The organism is Buttiauxella warmboldiae, from assembly GCF_003818135.1.
In the GTDB taxonomy this organism is placed as follows: Bacteria; Pseudomonadota; Gammaproteobacteria; order Enterobacterales; family Enterobacteriaceae; genus Buttiauxella; species Buttiauxella warmboldiae.
Map to the genome: position 1 here is coordinate 13,150 of NZ_RPOH01000042.1, position 20,026 is coordinate 33,175.

General features: G+C 54.6%; 17 protein-coding genes and 1 pseudogene. 14 read left to right on the top strand and 4 right to left on the bottom strand.

What is annotated here, in order from left to right:
• Positions 1–293: 293 nt before the first annotated feature.
• Together iolD and EHN07_RS11350 are read right to left on the bottom strand one after the other, a co-directional pair.
• Positions 294–2,225, bottom strand: a complete 1,932-nt coding sequence (gene iolD / locus EHN07_RS11345; protein WP_124024252.1) for a 3D-(3,5/4)-trihydroxycyclohexane-1,2-dione acylhydrolase (decyclizing) — start codon at positions 2,223–2,225, stop codon at positions 294–296.
• A gap of 12 nt (positions 2,226–2,237) precedes the next feature.
• Positions 2,238–3,743 (bottom strand): CoA-acylating methylmalonate-semialdehyde dehydrogenase, encoded by a 1,506-nt coding sequence (locus tag EHN07_RS11350; RefSeq protein WP_124024253.1) that lies wholly within the window; start codon positions 3,741–3,743, stop codon positions 2,238–2,240.
• 247 nt (positions 3,744–3,990) lie between these two features.
• Between EHN07_RS11350 and EHN07_RS11355 the strand changes: the two genes are divergently transcribed.
• Positions 3,991–4,842 carry a MurR/RpiR family transcriptional regulator gene (locus tag EHN07_RS11355; RefSeq protein ID WP_124024254.1) on the top strand — a complete coding sequence of 284 codons (852 nt, stop codon included), beginning with the start codon at positions 3,991–3,993 and terminating at the stop codon, positions 4,840–4,842.
• 37 nt (positions 4,843–4,879) lie between these two features.
• On the opposite strand, the gene EHN07_RS11360 is transcribed toward EHN07_RS11355, so the two are convergent.
• Positions 4,880–5,362 (bottom strand): zinc ribbon-containing protein, encoded by a 483-nt coding sequence (locus EHN07_RS11360; protein WP_124024255.1) that lies wholly within the window; start codon positions 5,360–5,362, stop codon positions 4,880–4,882.
• A 250-nt stretch (positions 5,363–5,612) separates the two neighbouring features.
• On the opposite strand from EHN07_RS11360, the gene leuS reads away from it, so the two are divergent.
• Genes leuS through nadD form a run of 4 tightly spaced genes read left to right on the top strand, consistent with a single transcriptional unit; the run spans position 5,613 to position 10,492 of the window.
• Positions 5,613–8,195, top strand: a complete 2,583-nt coding sequence (gene leuS / locus EHN07_RS11365; RefSeq protein ID WP_124024256.1) for a leucine--tRNA ligase — start codon at positions 5,613–5,615, stop codon at positions 8,193–8,195.
• 14 nt (positions 8,196–8,209) lie between these two features.
• The gene (gene lptE / locus EHN07_RS11370; protein ID WP_124024257.1) at positions 8,210–8,818 is read left to right on the top strand and encodes an LPS assembly lipoprotein LptE; all 609 of its coding nucleotides are present in this window, start codon (positions 8,210–8,212) and stop codon (positions 8,816–8,818) included.
• Positions 8,815–9,846 (top strand): DNA polymerase III subunit delta, encoded by a 1,032-nt coding sequence (gene holA / locus EHN07_RS11375; protein ID WP_124024258.1) that lies wholly within the window; start codon positions 8,815–8,817, stop codon positions 9,844–9,846. Before lptE ends, holA begins: the two co-directional genes overlap by 4 nt.
• Entirely contained in the window at positions 9,839–10,492 is a 654-nt protein-coding gene (gene nadD, locus EHN07_RS11380) for a nicotinate-nucleotide adenylyltransferase (protein WP_124024259.1), read from the top strand. The genes holA and nadD overlap by 8 nt, the downstream gene beginning before the upstream one ends.
• Here nadD and cobD read toward each other — a convergent pair.
• On the bottom strand, positions 10,464–11,558 hold the full coding sequence (gene cobD / locus EHN07_RS11385) for a threonine-phosphate decarboxylase CobD (RefSeq protein ID WP_124024260.1): 1,095 nt from the start codon (positions 11,556–11,558) through the stop codon (positions 10,464–10,466). The genes nadD and cobD overlap by 29 nt on opposite strands.
• Before the next feature lie 91 nt (positions 11,559–11,649).
• On the opposite strand from cobD, the gene EHN07_RS11390 reads away from it, so the two are divergent.
• The 9 genes and pseudogenes from EHN07_RS11390 to lipB all read left to right on the top strand — a co-directional run bounded on the left by EHN07_RS11390 (position 11,650) and on the right by lipB (position 19,925).
• Positions 11,650–12,261 carry an adenosylcobalamin/alpha-ribazole phosphatase gene (locus tag EHN07_RS11390; RefSeq protein WP_124024261.1) on the top strand — a complete coding sequence of 204 codons (612 nt, stop codon included), beginning with the start codon at positions 11,650–11,652 and terminating at the stop codon, positions 12,259–12,261.
• 250 nt (positions 12,262–12,511) lie between these two features.
• A complete protein-coding gene (gene rsfS / locus EHN07_RS11395; RefSeq protein ID WP_034493995.1) occupies positions 12,512–12,829 on the top strand; it encodes a ribosome silencing factor in 318 nt (105 codons plus the stop codon).
• Between the two features lie 3 nt (positions 12,830–12,832).
• A complete protein-coding gene (rlmH, locus tag EHN07_RS11400) occupies positions 12,833–13,303 on the top strand; it encodes a 23S rRNA (pseudouridine(1915)-N(3))-methyltransferase RlmH (RefSeq protein WP_124024262.1) in 471 nt (156 codons plus the stop codon).
• A gap of 27 nt (positions 13,304–13,330) precedes the next feature.
• Positions 13,331–15,232 (top strand): peptidoglycan DD-transpeptidase MrdA, encoded by a 1,902-nt coding sequence (mrdA, locus tag EHN07_RS11405; protein WP_124024263.1) that lies wholly within the window; start codon positions 13,331–13,333, stop codon positions 15,230–15,232.
• A 2-nt stretch (positions 15,233–15,234) separates the two neighbouring features.
• Positions 15,235–16,347 (top strand): peptidoglycan glycosyltransferase MrdB, encoded by a 1,113-nt coding sequence (gene mrdB / locus EHN07_RS11410; RefSeq protein WP_124024264.1) that lies wholly within the window; start codon positions 15,235–15,237, stop codon positions 16,345–16,347.
• Positions 16,348–16,363: 16 nt separating this feature from the next.
• Positions 16,364–17,482, top strand: a complete 1,119-nt coding sequence (gene rlpA, locus EHN07_RS11415; protein ID WP_124024265.1) for an endolytic peptidoglycan transglycosylase RlpA — start codon at positions 16,364–16,366, stop codon at positions 17,480–17,482.
• Between the two features lie 142 nt (positions 17,483–17,624).
• Positions 17,625–18,836 carry a D-alanyl-D-alanine carboxypeptidase DacA gene (dacA, locus tag EHN07_RS11420; protein WP_124024266.1) on the top strand — a complete coding sequence of 404 codons (1,212 nt, stop codon included), beginning with the start codon at positions 17,625–17,627 and terminating at the stop codon, positions 18,834–18,836.
• 109 nt (positions 18,837–18,945) lie between these two features.
• A complete protein-coding gene (ybeD, locus tag EHN07_RS11425) occupies positions 18,946–19,209 on the top strand; it encodes a DUF493 family protein YbeD (RefSeq protein WP_124024267.1) in 264 nt (87 codons plus the stop codon).
• 75 nt (positions 19,210–19,284) lie between these two features.
• Positions 19,285–19,925, top strand: a pseudogene (gene lipB / locus EHN07_RS11430) (lipoyl(octanoyl) transferase LipB).
• Positions 19,926–20,026: the final 101 nt, after the last annotated feature.

Below are 20,026 nucleotides of genomic sequence, written 5' to 3' on the forward strand. Positions count from 1 at the left end.
CCCCGGCGGTACGCGCACTGGATTAACGACAGCTCAAATAAAACATTTATTTCATTTTAATAAATATTGGAATTATATTTTTGAGCGCAGGTTAACATTTTGTCTATTGCATGAGTTGATTTTGTTATCAAAGTCACAGCATTGAACAATATTCAATCAATAAGAATAAATGTCAGATTGATTCTGGTGACAAAGCAAAAAAACGGTCGGGAAAGGCACAGGCAATGAAATGAACATTCCGCGACTGGTATCAGCGGAATGTTCAGCAGAGAAGATGGAGGTAATAATGGAGGTTAGTACTGACGGGCACGTTTAAGCATCGCGAGCGTTTTGGCAGCCGCCTCTTTTACCGCATCAGAACCCGCAAACTGCGCATCACCGGTGCGCCACCAGACGTCGTAGTCGTGGGTCATGGTTTTTGGCAGCACTTTGATGTCCAGCAGCGTCGGGCCGGGGTGCTGGGCAGAAGCCTCAAGCGCAGCGAGCAGACTTTGTTCATCGTTGACGCGCCAGGCCCGGCAACCATAGCTTTCAGCATTCAGCGCAAAATCGACTTTAACCAGCGCCCCATCAAGCAGCCCGGTTTCCGGGTTACGCTTGCGGTTCTCGGTGCCGAAGCTCCCCATTCCGTGGCCCATTTGCAGGTTATTGATACAGCCAAAACCTGCGTTATCAAACAGCAGGATAGTGACTTTAATCCCCTCCTGAACCGCCGTTTGCAGCTCTGAGTGCAGCATCAGATACGCGCCGTCCCCAACCATGGCGTACACCGGTTGCTGCGGCTTCGCAAGCTTCGCCCCGATGGCCGCTGCAATCTCGTACCCCATGCAGGAGTAGCCATATTCCAGATGGTAGCTATCCGCTGTTTTCACCTGCCAGATACGCTGTAAATCCCCGGGAAGCGATCCGGAGGCCCCTACCACGATAGCGTTTTCTTCAATATGCTGATTAATCAGCCCCAGCACGCGCGTTTGCGTCAGGCTCGTACCGAGCGTCTTGCTGTATTCAGCCAGCACCGCATCCAGATGCCCGGCAATTTCAGGGGCCTCATCGGGCTGCCAGCGCCTTGCCCAAAGCCGCTGACACTCCTGATGCCAGCTGGCTTTTACACTGGCCGGTTCATCACTCCATCTGGCGCGATATCCCAGGGCGCGCAGCCCTGTCGTTAAGCTTTCAAGGCCAACCTGCGCATCCGCCAGCAGCGGCGTGGCATCAAGTTTCAGGGCATCAAACTCGGCAACATTGAGCAGTAAAAACTCCACTTCAGGATGGCTAAACAGCGATTTTGAGCCGGTAGTGAAATCGGTAAGACGCGTGCCGACGCCAATCACTAAATCCGCCTGCGCCGCCAGCTGGTTAGCCGCAAGGCCTCCGGTTACCCCCACGCCGCCGAGGTTAAGAGGATGGTCGCTGACGATGGCCCCTTTACCCGCCTGGGTTTCCACAAACGGGAGATTAAAACCGTCAACAAACTGACGGAATGCCGCATGGGCTGCTGAATAACGCACCCCGCCACCGCAGATAACCAGCGGGCGACCTTTGCGTGCAATAAGATCAAGCGCCGCCTGCAGCCGTGTTTCATCCGGCGGGCGTCGTTCAATCAGGTGCACCCGTCGGGCGAAGAAGCTTTCCGGATAGTCCCACACTTCGCCCTGCACATCTTGCGGCAAGCAGATAGTGACCGCACCGGTTTGCGCCGGGTCGGTGAGCACTCGCATGGCGCTCAACATCGCGCTCATTAGCTGCTCCGGGCGATTGATGCGATCCCAGTAACGGGAAACCGGACGGAAGCTGTCATTGGTGCTCAGGCTCAGATCGTGAAATTGCTCAATCTGCTGTAACACCGGATCAGGCTGGCGGCTGGCGTAAATATCGCCGGGCAGCAACAGCAATGGAATACGGTTAGCGGTAGCGGTCCCCGCCGCGGTTACCATATTCGCAGCCCCGGGGCCGACTGAGGAGGTCACCGCATAAATCCGCCGACGGCCATGCTGTTTCGCAAAACCGGTCGCCATATGCGCCATGCCCTGCTCGTTACAGCCCTGGTGGACCTTAAGATGACCGGGGTCCTCTTCCAGCGCCTGGCCAATCCCCAGCACGTTACCGTGACCAAAGATGGTCATCACCCCCTCAACAAACGGCGTTTCTTCACCATCAATCTTGACGTATTGCTGATTCAAAAACCTGACCAGAGCCTGGGCCATGGTCATACGTTGTGTTGTCATACTTCCCCCCTTTTAGCTCAGCGTTGGCATGGAAAACGCCGCGCTTTGCTGCTGGCTGCTTTCTGGCCAGCGGGCAGTAATGGTTTTCATGCGCGTATAAAAACGGACACCGTCGCTGCCGTGCACATTGAGCGGCCCAAAAATCGAGCGCTTCCAGCCGCCAAAGCTATGGAACGCCATCGGTACCGGGATCGGGACGTTCACCCCGACCATGCCCGCCTGCACATCCTCACCAAAGCGGCGCGCCGTGCCGCCGTCGCGCGTGAAAATCGCGCTGCCATTGCCATACTCATGTTGATTAATCAACTCGATTGCGCTGCGGTAATCCGCGACTCGCACCACGCACAGCACCGGGCCGAAGATTTCTTCTTTATAGATAGTCATCTCCGGGGTGACGTTGTCGAACAGCGTCGGCCCAACAAAATATCCGTCTTCGTAACCGGCAAGCTTCAGGCCGCGCCCATCCACACGCAGCTTCGCCCCCTGTGACTCACCACTATCAATATAGCCGAGCACTTTGGCGCGGTGTGCCGCAGAAATCAGCGGCCCCATCTCATTTTCTGGCCCTGAGGTCAGGCCAGGCCCCACCCGCAGCTTAGCGATTTGCTGCTCGAGCCTGGCGCAGAGCTCGTCTGCGGTGTTATCGCCAACCGCCACCACCACCGAAAGCGCCATACAACGCTCGCCCGCCGCCCCGTAAGCCGCACCCATAATCGCGTTAGCCGCCATTTCCATGTCGGCGTCAGGCATCAGGATGCAGTGATTTTTCGCCCCGCCCAATGCCTGGCAACGTTTGCCGTGCGCGCAAGCCGTCTGGTAGATATATTCGGCAATGGGCGTCGAGCCAACAAAACTCACCGCTTGCACCCGCGGGTCGGTTAGCAGCACGTCTACGGCCTCTTTATCGCCCTGCACAACGTTGAACACCCCGTCAGGTAACCCCGCCTCTTTCAGTAATTGCGCAAGACGCAGCGCTAATGACGGATCTTTTTCTGAGGGTTTGAGCACAAAAGTGTTGCCGGTGGCTAATGCGACAGGGAACATCCACATCGGCACCATCGCCGGGAAATTAAACGGCGTAATGCCCGCGCACACCCCGAGCGGCTGCATCAGAGAGTAACTATCAACGCCGGTACCAACGTTTGCCGAGTGCTCGCCTTTTTGTAAATGCGCAATGCCACAGGCGAACTCCACCACCTCAAGGCCGCGGGTCAGCTCACCTACGGCATCGGAATACACTTTGCCATGCTCTTCGCTAATCAGCTTCGCCAGGCTATCCATATGCTCCTCAAGCAGGCTCTTAAAACGGAACATCACGCGAGCGCGTTTAAGCGGCGTCTGCCGGGCCCAGGCGGAAAATGCCTGCTGGGCGGCAGCGATTGCTTGTTCGGTCTGCTGCGCGCTGCTCATAGCCACCTGGCGGATTTGCATTCCCGTGGCCGGGTTGAAGATCGCCTGAACGCGCGAGCTATTGCCCGTGACGCATGCGCCGTGAATGAAATTCGCTACCGTCTCCATCTGTCCCCTCTCAGCTGTATGATTGATTGCCAAACACTGTAAATGAAATAAACGTTTCACTTAATGATTTAACAAAACAAAATTTCATTATTGTGATCGGAAATTCGTTTTTGAGCTATCTCTCTGCGGCTAATGGGGTAGCAATCGGCCGGGTTTCGCCGCAGATTTGTTTTGGTCTATTTGTTTCATTTTCATGATGGCTGCGGTTAAATACGTTTCAGCACCCATTTCTTTGAGGAAAGCCAGATTGACTACCGCAACCAACCTGAGCGAGTTGCAGCAGCAGATTCGTGACCGCTACGACAGCCTGAGTAAACGCCTACAGCAGGTTTCCCAGTATGTGCTGGATAACACCAACAGCGTGGCTTTCGATACGGTGGCCGCAATAGCCGAACGCGCAGCAGTGCCGCCATCTACGCTTATCCGTTTTGCCAATGCTTTCGACTTCAGCGGCTTCAATGAAATGAAACAGTTATTTCGTATGAATCTGGTGGAGGAGACAGCCAGCTATATCGATCGGGCGCGGTTGTTCCGCGAGCTGGAAAGCGAGGCGGTGCCAGAAACCCCGCTTGAGATACTACAAGAGTTTGCCCGCTCCAACGCGCAGGCATTGCAGCAGCTGGCCGCACGCACGCAGCCGGAAATGTTGCAGCGGGCGGTTGCCCTGCTGGCCGAAGCGGAAACGATCTATATCGTGGGTTTGCGGCGCTCATTCAGCGTTGCTACCTACCTGAGCTATGCCCTAAGCCATCTGGAATGCCGCCCGGTTTTGCTTGATGGGCTTGGCGGCATGCTGCGCGAACAGGTGAGTCGCATCAAAGCACAGGATATCGTGGTGCTGATTAGCTTCTCGCCGTATGCCCAGGAAACGGTGATGGTCAGCGAAAAAGCGGCAAGCGCCGGTGCGCGACAGATAGTGATCACCGATAGCCAGATTAGCCCGCTGGCGACATTTAGCGATCTCTGTTTTGTGGTCAAAGAAGCGCAGGTCGATGCGTTCCGCTCCCAGTCGGCAACGCTGTGCCTGGTGCAATCGCTGATGGTGGCGCTAGCCTATTATCAGGGAACGCCGCGCCCCGGTTTGTCGCCAGAAGCTTAGCCCCATCACATCATGGGGCTCATGAAAAGTGCAGCCTCTAAGGTTCAAACGGCCGACGGCTAAACTGGTTATGCCCGCACTTCGGGCAAACAGGCAACACATCCGGGGTATAGATGGCGAGGTGGAAATGGCAGTTTTCACACACCAGATTGCCAAGCCCCACCACTTCGCCGCTGTGATAGACACCGTGGTGGTTGAGATCCTGAAAAACTTCACGCCACTCAAGCTGCGTTTTGTCGGTGATATCCGCCAGCTCCTGCCACAGGCTCTCTTTAATCACCCGCATAAAGACGCTATCGGTAAATTCGTTCTGGCTTTCGCTATAGCTTCGGGCAAACTCCTCCAGATCGCGCCGTACTGCGCGCGTGACTTCATCAACTTCGGTCCTCGTCAGCTCTCCGGTTTGGTTCATGCGTTTGCGCGCGCTGGCGACCAGTTCGTCAATATCGCGCTCGCCGTTGCGTAACCGTTCGGTGAGCGAGGCCACCAGTTCGCGGTAAAATTGCGCAACCTTGTTCATCGTCTGCCTGCCTCCTTGAAGAGATTCCTGCATTCAGTGCCATGTAACCTACTCTAATAGTAGACCTTAATTGGCTATCGCTTTGTTAGTTTGTCCGCAGAGGAGGTAAATAACGGCAAACGAGAAATGACCGCGCGCGCTTTCGAAAGGCTGTTTTGCCGCTGTCTTATCGGCTATGCTATGCCGATCTGAACTTAATAGTTAAAGCTACAACCTGTAGCTGTCTTTCATCACAGGACCACTGGCTGCCATGCAAGAGCAATATCGCCCGGAAGAGATAGAATCCAACGTACAGCTTCACTGGCAAGAGAAGCGTACTTTTGAAGTTACCGAAGACGAAGGCAAAGAGAAGTATTACTGCCTCTCGATGCTCCCCTATCCTTCTGGCCGACTACACATGGGCCACGTTCGTAACTACACCATCGGTGACGTTATTGCGCGTTACCAGCGCATGCTCGGCAAAAACGTGCTGCAGCCTATCGGCTGGGATGCGTTCGGTCTGCCTGCTGAAGGGGCCGCGGTAAAAAACAACACCGCCCCTGCGCCGTGGACTTACGACAATATCAATTACATGAAGAACCAGCTTAAAACGCTGGGCTTTGGCTATGACTGGAGCCGCGAACTGGCAACCTGCACCCCGGAATACTACCGTTGGGAACAGCAGTTCTTTACCCAGCTGTACAACAAAGGGCTGGTGTACAAAAAGACCTCCGCAGTTAACTGGTGCCCGAATGACCAGACCGTTCTGGCAAACGAACAGGTTATCGACGGCTGCTGCTGGCGCTGCGACTCAAAAGTTGAGCGCAAAGAGATCCCACAGTGGTTTATCAAAATCACCGCTTACGCGGACGAACTGTTAAACGATCTGGACACGCTGGAGCACTGGCCCGATCAGGTCAAAACCATGCAGCGCAACTGGATTGGCCGTTCTGAAGGCGTTGAAATTACTTTCGACGTTGAAAACAGCGCTGAAAAACTGACCGTTTACACCACGCGCCCGGACACCTTCATGGGTGTGACTTACCTGGCGGTTGCGGCAGGTCACCCAATCGCCCAACAGGCGGCACTGAACAATCCTGAATTGGCTGAGTTCGTTGACGAATGCCGTAATACCAAAGTTGCCGAAGCTGAAATGGCAACCATGGAGAAGAAAGGCGTGGCGACCGGCGTTAACGCCATTCACCCACTGACTGGCGAAGCTGTTCCAGTTTGGGTCGCTAACTTCGTCTTGATGGAATACGGCACCGGCGCGGTAATGGCGGTTCCAGGCCACGACCAGCGCGACTGGGAATTTGCCACCAAATACGGCCTGCAAATCAAACCGGTTATTCTGAACGCTGACGGGAGCGAGCCTGATTTATCTGCGGCAGCAATGACCGAAAAAGGCGCGCTGTTTAACTCAGGCGAGTTCGACGGTCTGGACTTCCAGAACGCGTTCAACGCTATCGCTGATAAACTGGCCGCTATTGGCGTAGGCGAGCGTAAAGTTAACTACCGTCTGCGCGACTGGGGGGTTTCCCGCCAGCGTTACTGGGGCGCGCCAATTCCAATGGTCACCCTGGAAGACGGCACTGTCATGCCAACGCCTGCCGATCAACTGCCGGTTATCCTGCCTGAAGATGTGGTGATGGATGGTATCACCAGCCCAATTAAAGCCGATCCTGAGTGGGCGAAAACCACTATTGATGGCAAACCTGCGCTGCGTGAAACCGATACCTTCGATACCTTCATGGAATCCTCCTGGTACTACGCGCGTTACACTTGCCCGCAGTACGACAAAGGTATGCTGGACTCCAAAGCGGCTAACTACTGGCTGCCGGTTGATATTTATATTGGCGGCATCGAACACGCCATCATGCACCTGCTCTACTTCCGTTTCTTCCACAAACTGATGCGCGATGCGGGTATGGTGACTTCTAATGAGCCTGCCAAACAGCTGCTGTGTCAGGGTATGGTTCTGGCAGATGCCTTCTATTACACCGGCGTTAACGGTGAGCGTAACTGGGTTTCCCCGGTAGATGCGATTGTCGAACGCGATGAGAAAGGGCGTATTATCAAAGCCTCTGACGCAGAAGGCCACGAACTGGTCTATGCTGGCATGAGCAAAATGTCGAAGTCGAAAAACAACGGCATCGACCCGCAGGTGATGGTGGAACGCTATGGCGCAGACACCGTTCGCCTGTTTATGATGTTTGCCTCCCCTGCGGATATGACGCTGGAATGGCAGGAGTCCGGCGTTGAGGGGGCTAACCGCTTCCTGAAACGCGTCTGGCGACTGGCTTACGAGCATACCAGCCGTGGCGCTGCGCCTGCGCTGGATGTTGCAGCGCTGAGCGAAGATCAAAAAGCTTTACGCCGTGACGTTCACAAAACTATCGCGAAAGTAACCGATGATATTGGTCGCCGTCAGACCTTTAACACCGCCATCGCGGCTATCATGGAGTTGATGAACAAGCTGGCGAAGGCACCGCAGGAGAGCGCCCAGGACCGCGCTTTGCTCAATGAAGCCCTGATGGCCGTTGTGCGTATGCTCTATCCGTTTACCCCGCATGCCTGCTTTAACATGTGGCAGTCGCTGGGCGGTGAAGGCGATATCGACAACGCGCCATGGCCGCAGGCTGATGAAAGCGCGATGGTTGAAGACTCGCTGCTGGTAGTGGTGCAGGTGAACGGTAAAGTTCGCGGTAAGATCACCGTTCCTGCCGATGCCACGCAAGAACAAGTACAGGAACGCGCAGGCCAGGAACATCTGGTTGCGAAATATCTTGAGGGTGTGACCGTGCGTAAAGTGATTTACGTACCGGGCAAACTGCTCAACTTGGTTGTGGGCTAAGCGCAGGAGGAACCGTGCGACATCCCTTTATCAGCTTGTTAGTGGCTTTGGCGGTGCTCCTTACCGCCGGGTGTGGTTTTCACCTGCGTGGCAGCACGCAGGTTCCGAGCCAAATGAAGACGTTGATTCTGAACTCAGGCGATCCCAACGGCCCATTAGCGCGTGAAGTTCGCTCGCAGTTGCGCCTGAACGGCGTCACCATTGTGGACGATACCGGTACGGGTGTTCGCAAGGATATTCCATCGCTTCGCTTGCTGGGCAGTGGGATGGGCCAGGATACCGCATCTATCTTCCAGGACGGACGGACCGCCGAGTATCAGATGGTAATGACGGTTTCAGCACAAGTGCTGATTCCAGGTCACGATATCTACCCGGTTAGTGCCAGAGTGTATAAATCGTTCTTTGATAACCCGCTGACGGCGCTGGCAAAAGATGCCGAGCAAGACTTGCTTATCAAAGAGATGTATACCGCTGCGGCGCAACAGCTGATCCGCAAGGTGATGAGCGTGCAGATCCCAGAAACTGAGGATGCCGCAAATCCACAGCAGGACACAGCTGTGCCTGCTGCGGTATCAACAGACCGGACATCGACCACGCTTGCGGTCACACCCGGTAGCCAATGATCCGGTTGTACCCTGAACAACTCCGTGCGCAGCTCAATGAAGGGCTGCGCGCGGCGTATCTGCTGCTCGGTAACGACCCGCTACTCCTTCAGGAAAGCCAGGATGCCATTCGCCAGACGGCGAGCGCTCAGGGCTTTGCCGAACATCATACGGTGCAGATTGATGCCGCGACCGACTGGCAGGATCTGTTCTCTATTTGCCAGGCGTTAAGCCTGTTTGCCAGCCGCCAGACGCTGCTGTTACTGCTGCCGGAAAATGGCCCTAACGCCGCGATCAACACGCAGCTTGAGAGGCTGGTTTCCCTGCTGCACGACGATATTGCGCTGCTGGTACGGGGTAATAAATTCACCAAAGCACAGGAAAATGCGGCATGGCTTGGGAAACTGGCCGACCGTAGCGTGATGGTGACCTGCCAGACGCCCGAACAGGCACAGCTGCCGCGCTGGGTTGCCCAACGCGCGAAGCAGATGAATCTCACGCTCGACGACGCGGCCAATCAGCTGCTGTGTTACTGCTACGAAGGTAACCTGCTGGCGCTGTCACAGGCCCTGGAGCGCCTGTCGCTAATCTGGCCGGATGGTAAGCTGACCCTGCCGCGGATTGAGCAAGCGGTCAATGACGCTGCCCACTTCACCCCTTTCCACTGGGTAGATGCGATTCTGGCCGGAAAAAGCAAGCGCGCATTGCATATCCTGCAACAGCTACGGCTGGAAGCGAGCGAGCCGGTGATCCTGCTGCGAACCATTCAGCGCGAATTACTGCTGCTGGTTAACCTCAAGCGCCAGTCCGCCAGCACCCCGCTGCGAACCTTATTCGATCAGCAGCGCGTCTGGCAAAACCGGCGCGCGCTGGTGACGGAAGCACTCAACCGCTTATCTGCCGGGCAGCTTTATCAGGCGGTGCGTCTACTTAGACAAATCGAAATCACGCTGAAAAAAGATTACGGGCAGTCCGTCTGGGCCGAGCTTGAAGGGCTCTCGCTGTTGCTGTGCCATAAAGCCCTGGCGGAAATTTTCATTGATGGGTAACAGCACATCGCCTTTAATTGCGCTGTATGGCGGGACATTCGACCCCATCCATTACGGGCATTTAAAACCGGTTGAAGCGCTGGCAAAACAGGTGGCGCTGCATCGGGTCACTATCATGCCGAATAATGTGCCGCCCCATCGTCCGCAGCCGCGGGCGAACGGCCAGCAGCGCAAATCGATGATCGAACTGGCCATTGCCGGGAATCCGCTGTTTAGCCTTGACGATCGCGAACTGCAGCGCGCAACCCCCTCTTATACCGTGGAAACGCTGGAACAGCTGCGCGCGGAAACCGGCGCTGAGCAGCCGCTGGCCTTTATTGTCGGCCAGGATTCGCTGCTCAACCTGCAACGCTGGCACCGCTGGGAAACGCTGCTGACACTCTGCCACCTGCTGGTTTGTCAACGTCCGGGCTATTCCCTGACGATGAAAACTTCCGCAGAACAACGGTGGCTTGATAAACACCGAAGCACCTCGGTTGAACAGCTGCACTCCATGCCCGCCGGTAAAATTTACCTCGCACCAACGCCGATGGTCGACATTTCTGCCACCGTTATCCGCCAGCGTTTAGCGCACCATTTACCCTGCGACGATCTGCTCCCTGCGGCGGTCGCCGGGTTTATTCGTCAGCACCATCTGTATACTTAAGCACTCGCCGCAGCGCATCCAATAGCCTGTCGTTATCTGCCGGGCTTTTTATCGCTACGCGATAATAGCGCGCATCGAGACCCGGATAATTTGCACAATGGCGAATGAGAATGTTCTCTTCCAGTAACGCCCGTTGCAGCTCTAACCCATTGACGTCACAGCGCAGAAAAATATAGTTCGCCCGGGGCGGCCACGCTTTGATTCCAGCTAATTCGTTCAGGCCATTAAACAGGCGGGGCTGCTCGGCGCTCAGCCAGCGATAGCTGGCGGCAATATAAGCCTGATCGTTCAGGATCACCTCCCCGGCAAGGGCTGCAAATGCATTAATCGTCCACGGCTCGCGCTGCTCCCGAATACGTCCAACCGTTGCGGTATCCGCACTGACCAGATAACCCAGCCGCAGCCCGGCTATAGCAAAAAATTTAGTCAGCGAGCGTAAAACATAAAGCTGCGGAAACCTCGCCAGGTGAGGAATTAAGCCGGGTTCCTGCGGTAAAAAATCAAGAAAGGCTTCATCCATAATCAGCGCAATATGATTTTCACGGCAGCGTTGCGCAATAGCCAGCAGCAGAGCGCTATCGGGCATCAGCCCGGTGGGGTTATTTGGCGTGCATAAAAACAGGCAATCAAGCTCGGGCGTTAATACCGTAAGCAGCGACTCATCCGGCTGCCAGCCTTGTGCTTCAGAAAGGTGAAAATCCACGATCTCGCAGCCAATGCGGGTTAATGCGCGGCGATATTCAGCAAAGCCCGGGGTCAGCAGCAGCGCTTTACGCGGTGAGAGTTGCTGTACCAGATTAAATATCAGCTCCGTTTCGCCATTTCCCGCCAGCACCCACTGCGCGGGAACCTGGTGATAAGCCGCTAAGGCCTGGTGCAGGGCGCGATATTCCACATCCGGGTAACGCTCAGCCAGCGCCAGATTATCGGTAATGGCGCGTTTTAACGAGTCCGGCATCCCTAACGGATTAATGTTGGCGCTAAAATCGATCAGTGAATCCGCCTCCACGCCCATCGCTGCTGCCGCTTCAATAATATTGCCGCCGTGCTGACTGCTGAACGCCATACTTCCCCCGATAAAACGGACTTCGTTACTAAAGGCACAATGATACACTGATGCCAGGGCCTGCCACAGCCAACGTTGATGTGAGGATGAGATGAAATTATGGTTAGTACGCCATGGGCAAACCCAGGCAAATGTCGATGGCTTGTATAGCGGGTTTTGCGAAACGCCGCTGACCGAACTGGGTATCAGCCAGGCCGAAGCGGTAGCCGATATGTTAAGCCAGGTGGCGTTTTCCCGCGTGCTTTGCAGCGAACGGATACGTGCGCAACACACCATGCAGATGATCCTCCGGCAACGCGAAATCCCCGTGGTTACTGACCCGCGCCTGAATGAGATGAATTTTGGCGACTGGGAAATGCGCCACCATCGCGATTTACAACGTCTGGATGCGGAAAACTATGCTGCATGGTGCAGTGACTGGCAGCATGTGATCCCAAAGAATGGCGAAGGTTTCCAGCTTTTCTCCCGGCGCGTCAGCGAGTTTTGCGCCTCGCTTTCCACCTTCCCCGAAGAGGAGAAGATGCTGATTGTCAGCCATCAGGGAGTGCTGAGCTTGCTGATCGCGACGCTGCTCAAGATGCCACCCGCGTCGCTGTGGCATTTTGTCATTGAGCAAGGGGCGTGGAGCTGTATTGAGATTCGGGATGGTTTTACTACGCTTATCACCCTCAATAACCGCGCGATTGACCTTCCGGCCCGGTGAGTGACAAGCATTGCAAGCGCGCCAACCATTGACACTACACCTCAGACTGTTATGCTCCGCTGCCATAATTTCCTGCCCGCAAGCATGACTTTCCGGAATAGTTTTACAAAAATGGCGATGCAAACCGGCTCACTCGGTGGGATGATACCCCGCCTTGAGCGCCGCATTGCCGACGGGTCAGTAAAGCTGCCCGATTATGGGTATCATGCGGGCTAAATCGAACACACTCTACTTTTCCCAGGGGGAACACTTGCAGGGTAAAGAATTTCAGGATTTCATCGTCGATAAAATCGACGACCTCAAAGGCCAGGACATCGTTGCTCTGGATGTTCAGGGTAAATCAAGCATCACTGATTGCATGATTATCTGTACCGGTACTTCTAATCGCCACGTTATGTCTATCGCAGAACACGTCGTAGAATCATCCCGCAAAGCAGGTTTTGATGCGCTGGGTGTGAAAGGCATTAACGCGACTGACTGGGTAGTTGTTGATCTTGGCGAAGTTATCGTTCATGTGATGCAAGAAGAAAGCCGTCAACTGTACGAGCTGGAAAAACTCTGGGGTTAATGCGTGAAGCTGCAACTAGTCGCAGTCGGCACGAAAATGCCTGACTGGGTACAAACCGGCTTTACCGAGTACCTGCGTCGTTTCCCTAAGGATATGCCATTTGAACTGGTAGAAATTCCTGCGGGGAAACGCAGCAAAAATGCCGATATCAAACGCATTCTCGAAAAAGAGGGTGAAATGATGTTGGCGGCGGCCGGCAAGGGCAACCGAATTGTCACGCTCGATATCCCAGGCCAACCTTGGGATACGCCGCAGCTTGCCGTACAGCTTGAACGCTGGAAGCAGGATGGTCGGGACGTTAGCTTGCTGATTGGTGGCCCGGAAGGGCTTGCACCGGCGTGCAAGGCTGCCGCTGAGCAAAGCTGGTCGCTTTCCAGTCTGACTATGCCGCATCCGCTGGTGCGGGTGCTGGTGGCGGAAAGCCTGTACCGCGCATGGAGTATTACTACCAATCATCCTTATCACCGTGAGTAAATATCGTCAGGTAGAACAAAGCTGCGGATGAAATTACAGAATTCTTTTCGTGACTATACCGCTGAGTCTGCGCTCTTTGTGCGCCGGGCGCTGGTCGCGTTTCTCGGTATTTTGGCGTTGACCGGCGTGCTTATCGCCAACCTTTATAATTTGCAAATCGTCCGTTTCACCGACTACCAGACCCGCTCGAATGAAAACCGCATAAAGCTGGTGCCCATCCCGCCTAGCCGCGGCATTATCTACGATCGCAACGGCAAGCCGCTGGCGCTTAACCGCACCATTTACCAGGTGGAAATGATGCCGGAAAAAGTGGATGACGTGCAGGCGACGCTGGAAGCGCTGCGCTCAGTGGTGAATTTAACCGACGAGGATATTGCCAACTTTAAGAAAGAGCGCGCCCGCTCCCATCGCTTCACCTCTATTCCGGTCAAAATCAACCTCACTGAAGAGCAGGTTGCCCGTTTTGCCGTGAATCAGTACCGCTTCCCGGGCGTTGAAGTTAAAGGCTATAAACGCCGCTTCTACCCGTATGGCTCAGCGCTGACCCACGTGATTGGCTATGTCTCTAAAATTAACGACAAAGACGTTGAACGCCTCAATAAAGACGGCAAGCTGGCTAACTATGCCGCAACCCATGATATCGGCAAGCTCGGCATTGAACGTTATTACGAAGACGTGTTACATGGCCAGACCGGCTATGAAGAAGTGGAAGTCAACAACCGTGGTCGCGTTATTCGCCAGCTTAAAGAGGTGCCGCCGCAGGCCGGGCACGATATTTATCTGACTATCGACCTTGAGCTGCAGAATTATATCGAAACCTTACTGGCCGGCAGCCGCGCCGCGGTGGTGGTCACAGACCCGCGCACCGGCGGCATTCTGGCGCTGGTTTCCATGCCAAGCTACAACCCGAACCTGTTCGTTGATGGTATTTCGAGCAAAGACTATTCCGGCCTGCTTAACGATCCCAATACGCCGCTGATCAACCGCGCGACCCAGGGGGTTTATCCTCCGGCATCTACGGTGAAACCGTATATGGCCGTTTCGGCATTGAGCCTAGGGGTTATCACCAAGAATACCTCGCTGTTCGACCCCGGCTGGTGGCAGCTACCGGGCTCTGAAAAGCGCTACCGCGACTGGAAAAAATGGGGCCACGGCCGCCTGAATGTCACCAAAGCGCTGGAAGAGTCGGCGGATACCTACTTCTATCAGGTTGCCTATGACATGGGAATCGACCGCATGGGCGAGTGGATGCGCAAGTTTGGCTATGGCGACTATACGGGTATCGATCTTGCCGAAGAGAGAGCCGGCAACATGCCAACGCGTGAATGGAAACTGAAACGCTTTAAAAAGCCGTGGTATCAGGGTGACACCATTCCTGTCGGTATCGGCCAGGGTTACTGGACGGCGACGCCGATTCAAATGAGCAAGTCGATGATGATCCTGATTAACGACGGTATCGTGCGCGTGCCTCATTTCCTGATGAGCACCGTTGAAAACGGCAAACAGGTGCCGTGGCAGCAACCGGTTCAGCCGCCGGTGGGTGATATCCATTCAGGTTACTGGGAAATTGCCAAAGACGGCATGTATGGCGTAGCCAACCGTCCTAACGGTACTGCCCATAAGTATTTTGCCAATGCGCCTTATAAGATTGCGGCAAAATCAGGGACCGCGCAGGTCTTTGGCCTGAAAGCCAATGAAACCTATAACGCCCACAAAATTGCTGAACGTTTACGCGACCATAAATTAATGATCGCCTTCGCCCCTTATAACAATCCACAGGTTTCTGTCACCATGATTCTGGAAAACGGTGGTGCAGGCCCCGCGGTAGGTACCGTCATGCGCCAGATCCTCGACCATATTATGCTCGGGGATAACAACACGGTACTGTCGGCAGAAGTCCCCGCATCGCCGGGGGCTGAGGACCAATAACCATGACTGATAATCCAAATAAAAAATCGTTCTGGGATAAAATCCATCTCGACCCGCTGTTCCTGATGACCATTCTGGCGCTGCTTATTTTTAGCGCACTGGTTATCTGGAGCGCCAGTGGCCAGGACATGGGGATGATGGAGCGCAAGAGCGGCCAGATCCTGATTGGGCTGATCGTGATGATCGTGATGGCGCAAATCCCGCCCCGCGTTTATGAAGGCTGGGCGCCCTATCTGTATATCGTCTGTATCATCTTACTGGTGGCGGTGGATGCCTTCGGTGCGATATCCAAAGGCGCACAGCGCTGGCTTGACCTCGGTATCGTACGTTTCCAGCCGTCCGAGATCGCCAAGATTGCCGTGCCGCTGATGGTGGCGCGCTTTATTAACCGCGACGTCTGCCCGCCGACGCTGAAAAATACCGGCATCGCGCTGGTGCTGATTTTCATGCCGACGCTGCTGGTTGCCGCACAGCCCGATCTGGGCACCTCAATTCTTATCGCTGCATCTGGCCTTTTTGTCCTGTTCTTATCGGGGATGAGCTGGAAACTTATCGGCGTTGCCGTACTACTGCTCGCCGCGTTCATTCCTATCCTGTGGTTCTTCCTGATGCACGATTACCAACGTGCGCGCGTAATGATGCTGCTCGACCCCGAAAGCGATCCCCTTGGCGCCGGCTACCATATTATTCAGTCTAAAATTGCTATTGGCTCCGGCGGGCTGCGTGGCAAGGGATGGCTGCACGGCACCCAGTCGCAGCTTGAGTTTTTACCTGAACGCCATACCGACTTTATCTTTGCGGTACTTGCCGAGGAGCTTGGTCTGGTTGGGGTGCTGGTGTTACTGGCCCTCTATCTGTTGCTTATTATGCGCGGTCTGATTATTGCCGCTCGCGCCCAGACCACATTTGGCCGGGTGATGGCTGGTGGGTTAATGTTAATTTTATTCGTATACGTGTTTGTTAACATTGGCATGGTTAGTGGTATCTTACCGGTGGTCGGCGTACCTTTGCCGCTGGTGAGCTACGGGGGCTCGGCCCTGATCGTTCTGATGGCCGGGTTTGGTATCGTGATGTCGATACATACCCACAGAAAAATGTTATCAAAAAGCGTGTAAGTGGATGAGGTGCGTAATGGTTAAGCGTTGGCTTGGGATCTGTGTCGTTGCTGCAATACTGGCTGGCTGCTCGTCTGATGACGGCAACCAACAGCAGGTAAACCAGCCGCCGCAGCCGGCGGTGTGTAATGGCCCAACGGTTGAAATCAGCGGCGCCGATCCGCGTTTCGAACCGTTAAATCCTTCGGTTAATCAGGATTACGAAAATAACGGCAGGCGCTATAAGATCGTGCAAAACCCGGCAAACTTCAGCCAGGCGGGTTTTGCCGCCATTTATGATGCCGAACCGGGTAGCAACCTGACCTCATCAGGCGAACCTTTCGATCCCTCAGCATTGACGGCCGCTCACCCAACGCTCCCGATTCCGAGCTATGCGCGGATCACCAATCTGGCGAATGGCCGCATGATTATCGTGCGCATCAATGACCGTGGCCCGTATGGCAATGACCGCGTGATCTCCTTGTCGCGCGCCGCAGCCGACCGCCTGAATAACTCAAACAATACCAAAGTGCGTATCGACCCGATTGTTGTGGCGCAAGACGGCACGATGTCCGGCCCGGGTACTGCATGTACCACTATCGCGAAGCAAACTTACGCCCTGCCCGCGCGCCCGGATTTAAACAGCGGAATGGGCAGTGCGACTTCTGCTGCTGTTGACGCCCCTCAGGGTGACGTTCTGGCAATCAGTAATTCAACGCTGCAAAGTGAAGATACGACTGGCGCGCCCGTTCGCAGCAGTGGTTTCTTAGGTGCCGCTACCCCTCTGGCTCCTGGCGTGATTGAAAGTGAACAGCCCGAAGCGACGGCCACCGCGGCGGCTGCAACACCCGTGCAACAAAATGCGCCGATCGTCGCGCCAGGCTCCGCTCAGGGTAGCATACCAACTGCCGCACCAGCTGCAGCCGGGCACTATGTGGTGCAGGTTGGCGCAGTCAGCGATCGGGCTCGCGCCGTACAGTGGCAGCAGAAACTGAGCCAGCAATTTGGCGTGCCCGGGCAGGTTTCCAGTAATGGCACCATGTATCGGGTGCAGCTCGGGCCATTTGCCAGTAAAAGTGAAGCGAGCGTCCTGCAGCAACGCCTGATGAGCGAAACCCAGCAGCAATCCTTCATCACTAACGCACCCGCTATGTAAGCGGTTATGTCTGGCATCCGTCCGGCGTCAGTTAATGTCAATTTCATTAACAAATGATACGCAAAGACGGATGTCAGCAAAAATCGCTTTTGCTATAGTAAGGCACTTTTTTTATTCCATCACGGATGTCGTTGTTCTAATCATGAATACAGCCCCTTCTTTTCGTTTTGTTAAACGCCTGGCGCTCACTGCGGCCCTCACCCTTTCGGGAATGGCTGCCGCACACGCTGACGACCTGAACATTAAAACCATGATCCCGGGCGTGCCGCAAATTGATGCGGAAGCGTACATCCTGATCGATTACAACTCGGGCAAAGTGCTGGCTGAATCCAATGCCGACACGCGCCGCGATCCTGCCAGCCTGACCAAGATGATGACCAGTTACGTCATCGGCCAGGCAATGAAAGCGGGCAAATTTAACGAAAGCTCGATTGTCACCGTTGGCCAGGACGCATGGGCCACGGGCAACCCGGTATTTAAAGGTTCATCGTTGATGTTCCTCAAGCCCGGGATGCAGGTGCCGGTATCACAGCTGATCCGCGGCATTAACCTGCAATCAGGTAACGATGCCTGTGTGGCGATGGCCGATTTCGTGGCGGGTAGCCAGGATGCATTTGTTGGCCTGATGAACAGCTACGTTTCCGCGCTGGGTCTGAAAAACACCCGCTTCCAGACCGTTCACGGCCTGGACGCAGAAGGTCAATACAGCTCAGCGCGCGATATGGCGCTGATTGGCCAGGCGTTAATTCGTGATGTGCCAAACGAATACGCTATCTATAAAGAAAAAGAGTTCACCTTCAACAATATCCGCCAGACAAACCGTAACGGTTTGCTGTGGGATACCAGCCTGCAGGTTGACGGCATCAAAACCGGCCATACCAACGCGGCGGGTTACAACCTGGTCGCCTCGGCCACCGAAGGCCAGATGCGCCTGATTTCGGCCGTGCTGGGCGGACGCACTTACAAAGGCCGTGAAACCGAAAGCAAAAAGCTGCTGACCTGGGGCTTCCGCTTCTTCGAAACGGTTTCTCCGCTGAAAGCCGGTAAAGAATTTGCCTCAGAGCCAGCCTGGTTTGGTGATAATGACCGCGCATCACTCGGCGTTGATAAAGACGTCTACCTGACAATCCCCCGTGGCCGCATGAAAGATCTGAAAGCCAGCTATGTGCTTAACAGCGCCGAACTGCACGCGCCACTGCAGAAAAACCAGGTGGTGGGCACCATCAACTTCCAGCTCGACGGCAAAACTATCGAACAACGTCCGCTGGTGGTGCTGCAGGAGATGCCTGAGGGGAATTTCTTCAGCCGTATCATTGACTACATCAAACTGACATTCCACCACTGGTTTGGTTAATAATCGAACACTTGAAAGAGTGAAAGTCGTCCCCATATACTATGCATCAAAGCAACTCCCGCAGGCTTGCGGGAGTTATTATTTTTAATGCCGCCACGCTGGAGCTACCATGAAAACCAATCTGAAAGAACTGCTCGAATTCCCGACTTCCTTTACTTATAAGGTGATGGGTCTGGCGAAACCTGAGCTGGTCGATTTGGTCGTTGAGGTGGTGCAGCGCCACGCGCCAGGTGACTACACGCCGCAGGTTAAACCGAGCAGCAAAGGGAACTACCACTCGGTCTCGATTACCATTAATGCGACCCATATTGAACAAGTTGAAACCCTGTATAAAGAGTTAGGGAATATCGAAATCGTACGTATGGTGCTGTAATTCGTACCCTGCCCGGCCTTCTGGCCGGGCATGTGATATATTCCCTTCACTTTTTAACCTGCCGGAGACGATGTTTTGTCTCAAGATACCATTCAAATCCGCCAGCTTGGCCTGCAGCCCTACGAACCTGTTTCGCAGGCGATGCACGATTTTACCGATACCCGAGATGAAAACACCGCCGATGAAATCTGGTTAGTGGAGCATCAACGGGTATTTACCCAGGGCCAGGCAGGGAAAGCGGAACATCTGCTGCTGCCGGGCGATATTCCGGTGATTCAAAGCGACCGGGGCGGGCAGGTCACTTATCATGGGCCGGGCCAGCAGGTGATGTACGTGTTGCTCAACCTGAAGCGCCGCAAACTTGGCGTTCGGGAGCTGGTGACCATCCTTGAGCAAACCGTCGTCAAAACCCTTGCCCAATTGCAGATAGAGGCTTATCCGCGCGCGACGCGCCGGGTGTCTATGTGAATAGCCGTAAAATTTGTTCGCTGGGGCTGCGCATCCGTAAAGGCTGTTCATTTCACGGGCTGGCGTTGAATGTCGATATGGATCTCAGCCCTTTTTTACGCATTAATCCTTGCGGCTATGCGGGTCTTGAAATGACACAGGTCAGTTCGCTACGACCGGGCATTTCCCTCGAAGAGATACAGCCGCTGCTGATCAATAACTTCATAGCATTATTGAATAACCCGCCCGTTAACTACGTGGCGGCTTAAAATCTATTTTTATAGCTGCACTTATTGAGGTGCAGTTTGAAATAACGCTTTATCAACATACCGTTATGGCAAACTTGCACACTTTCGACTGAATAAATGCC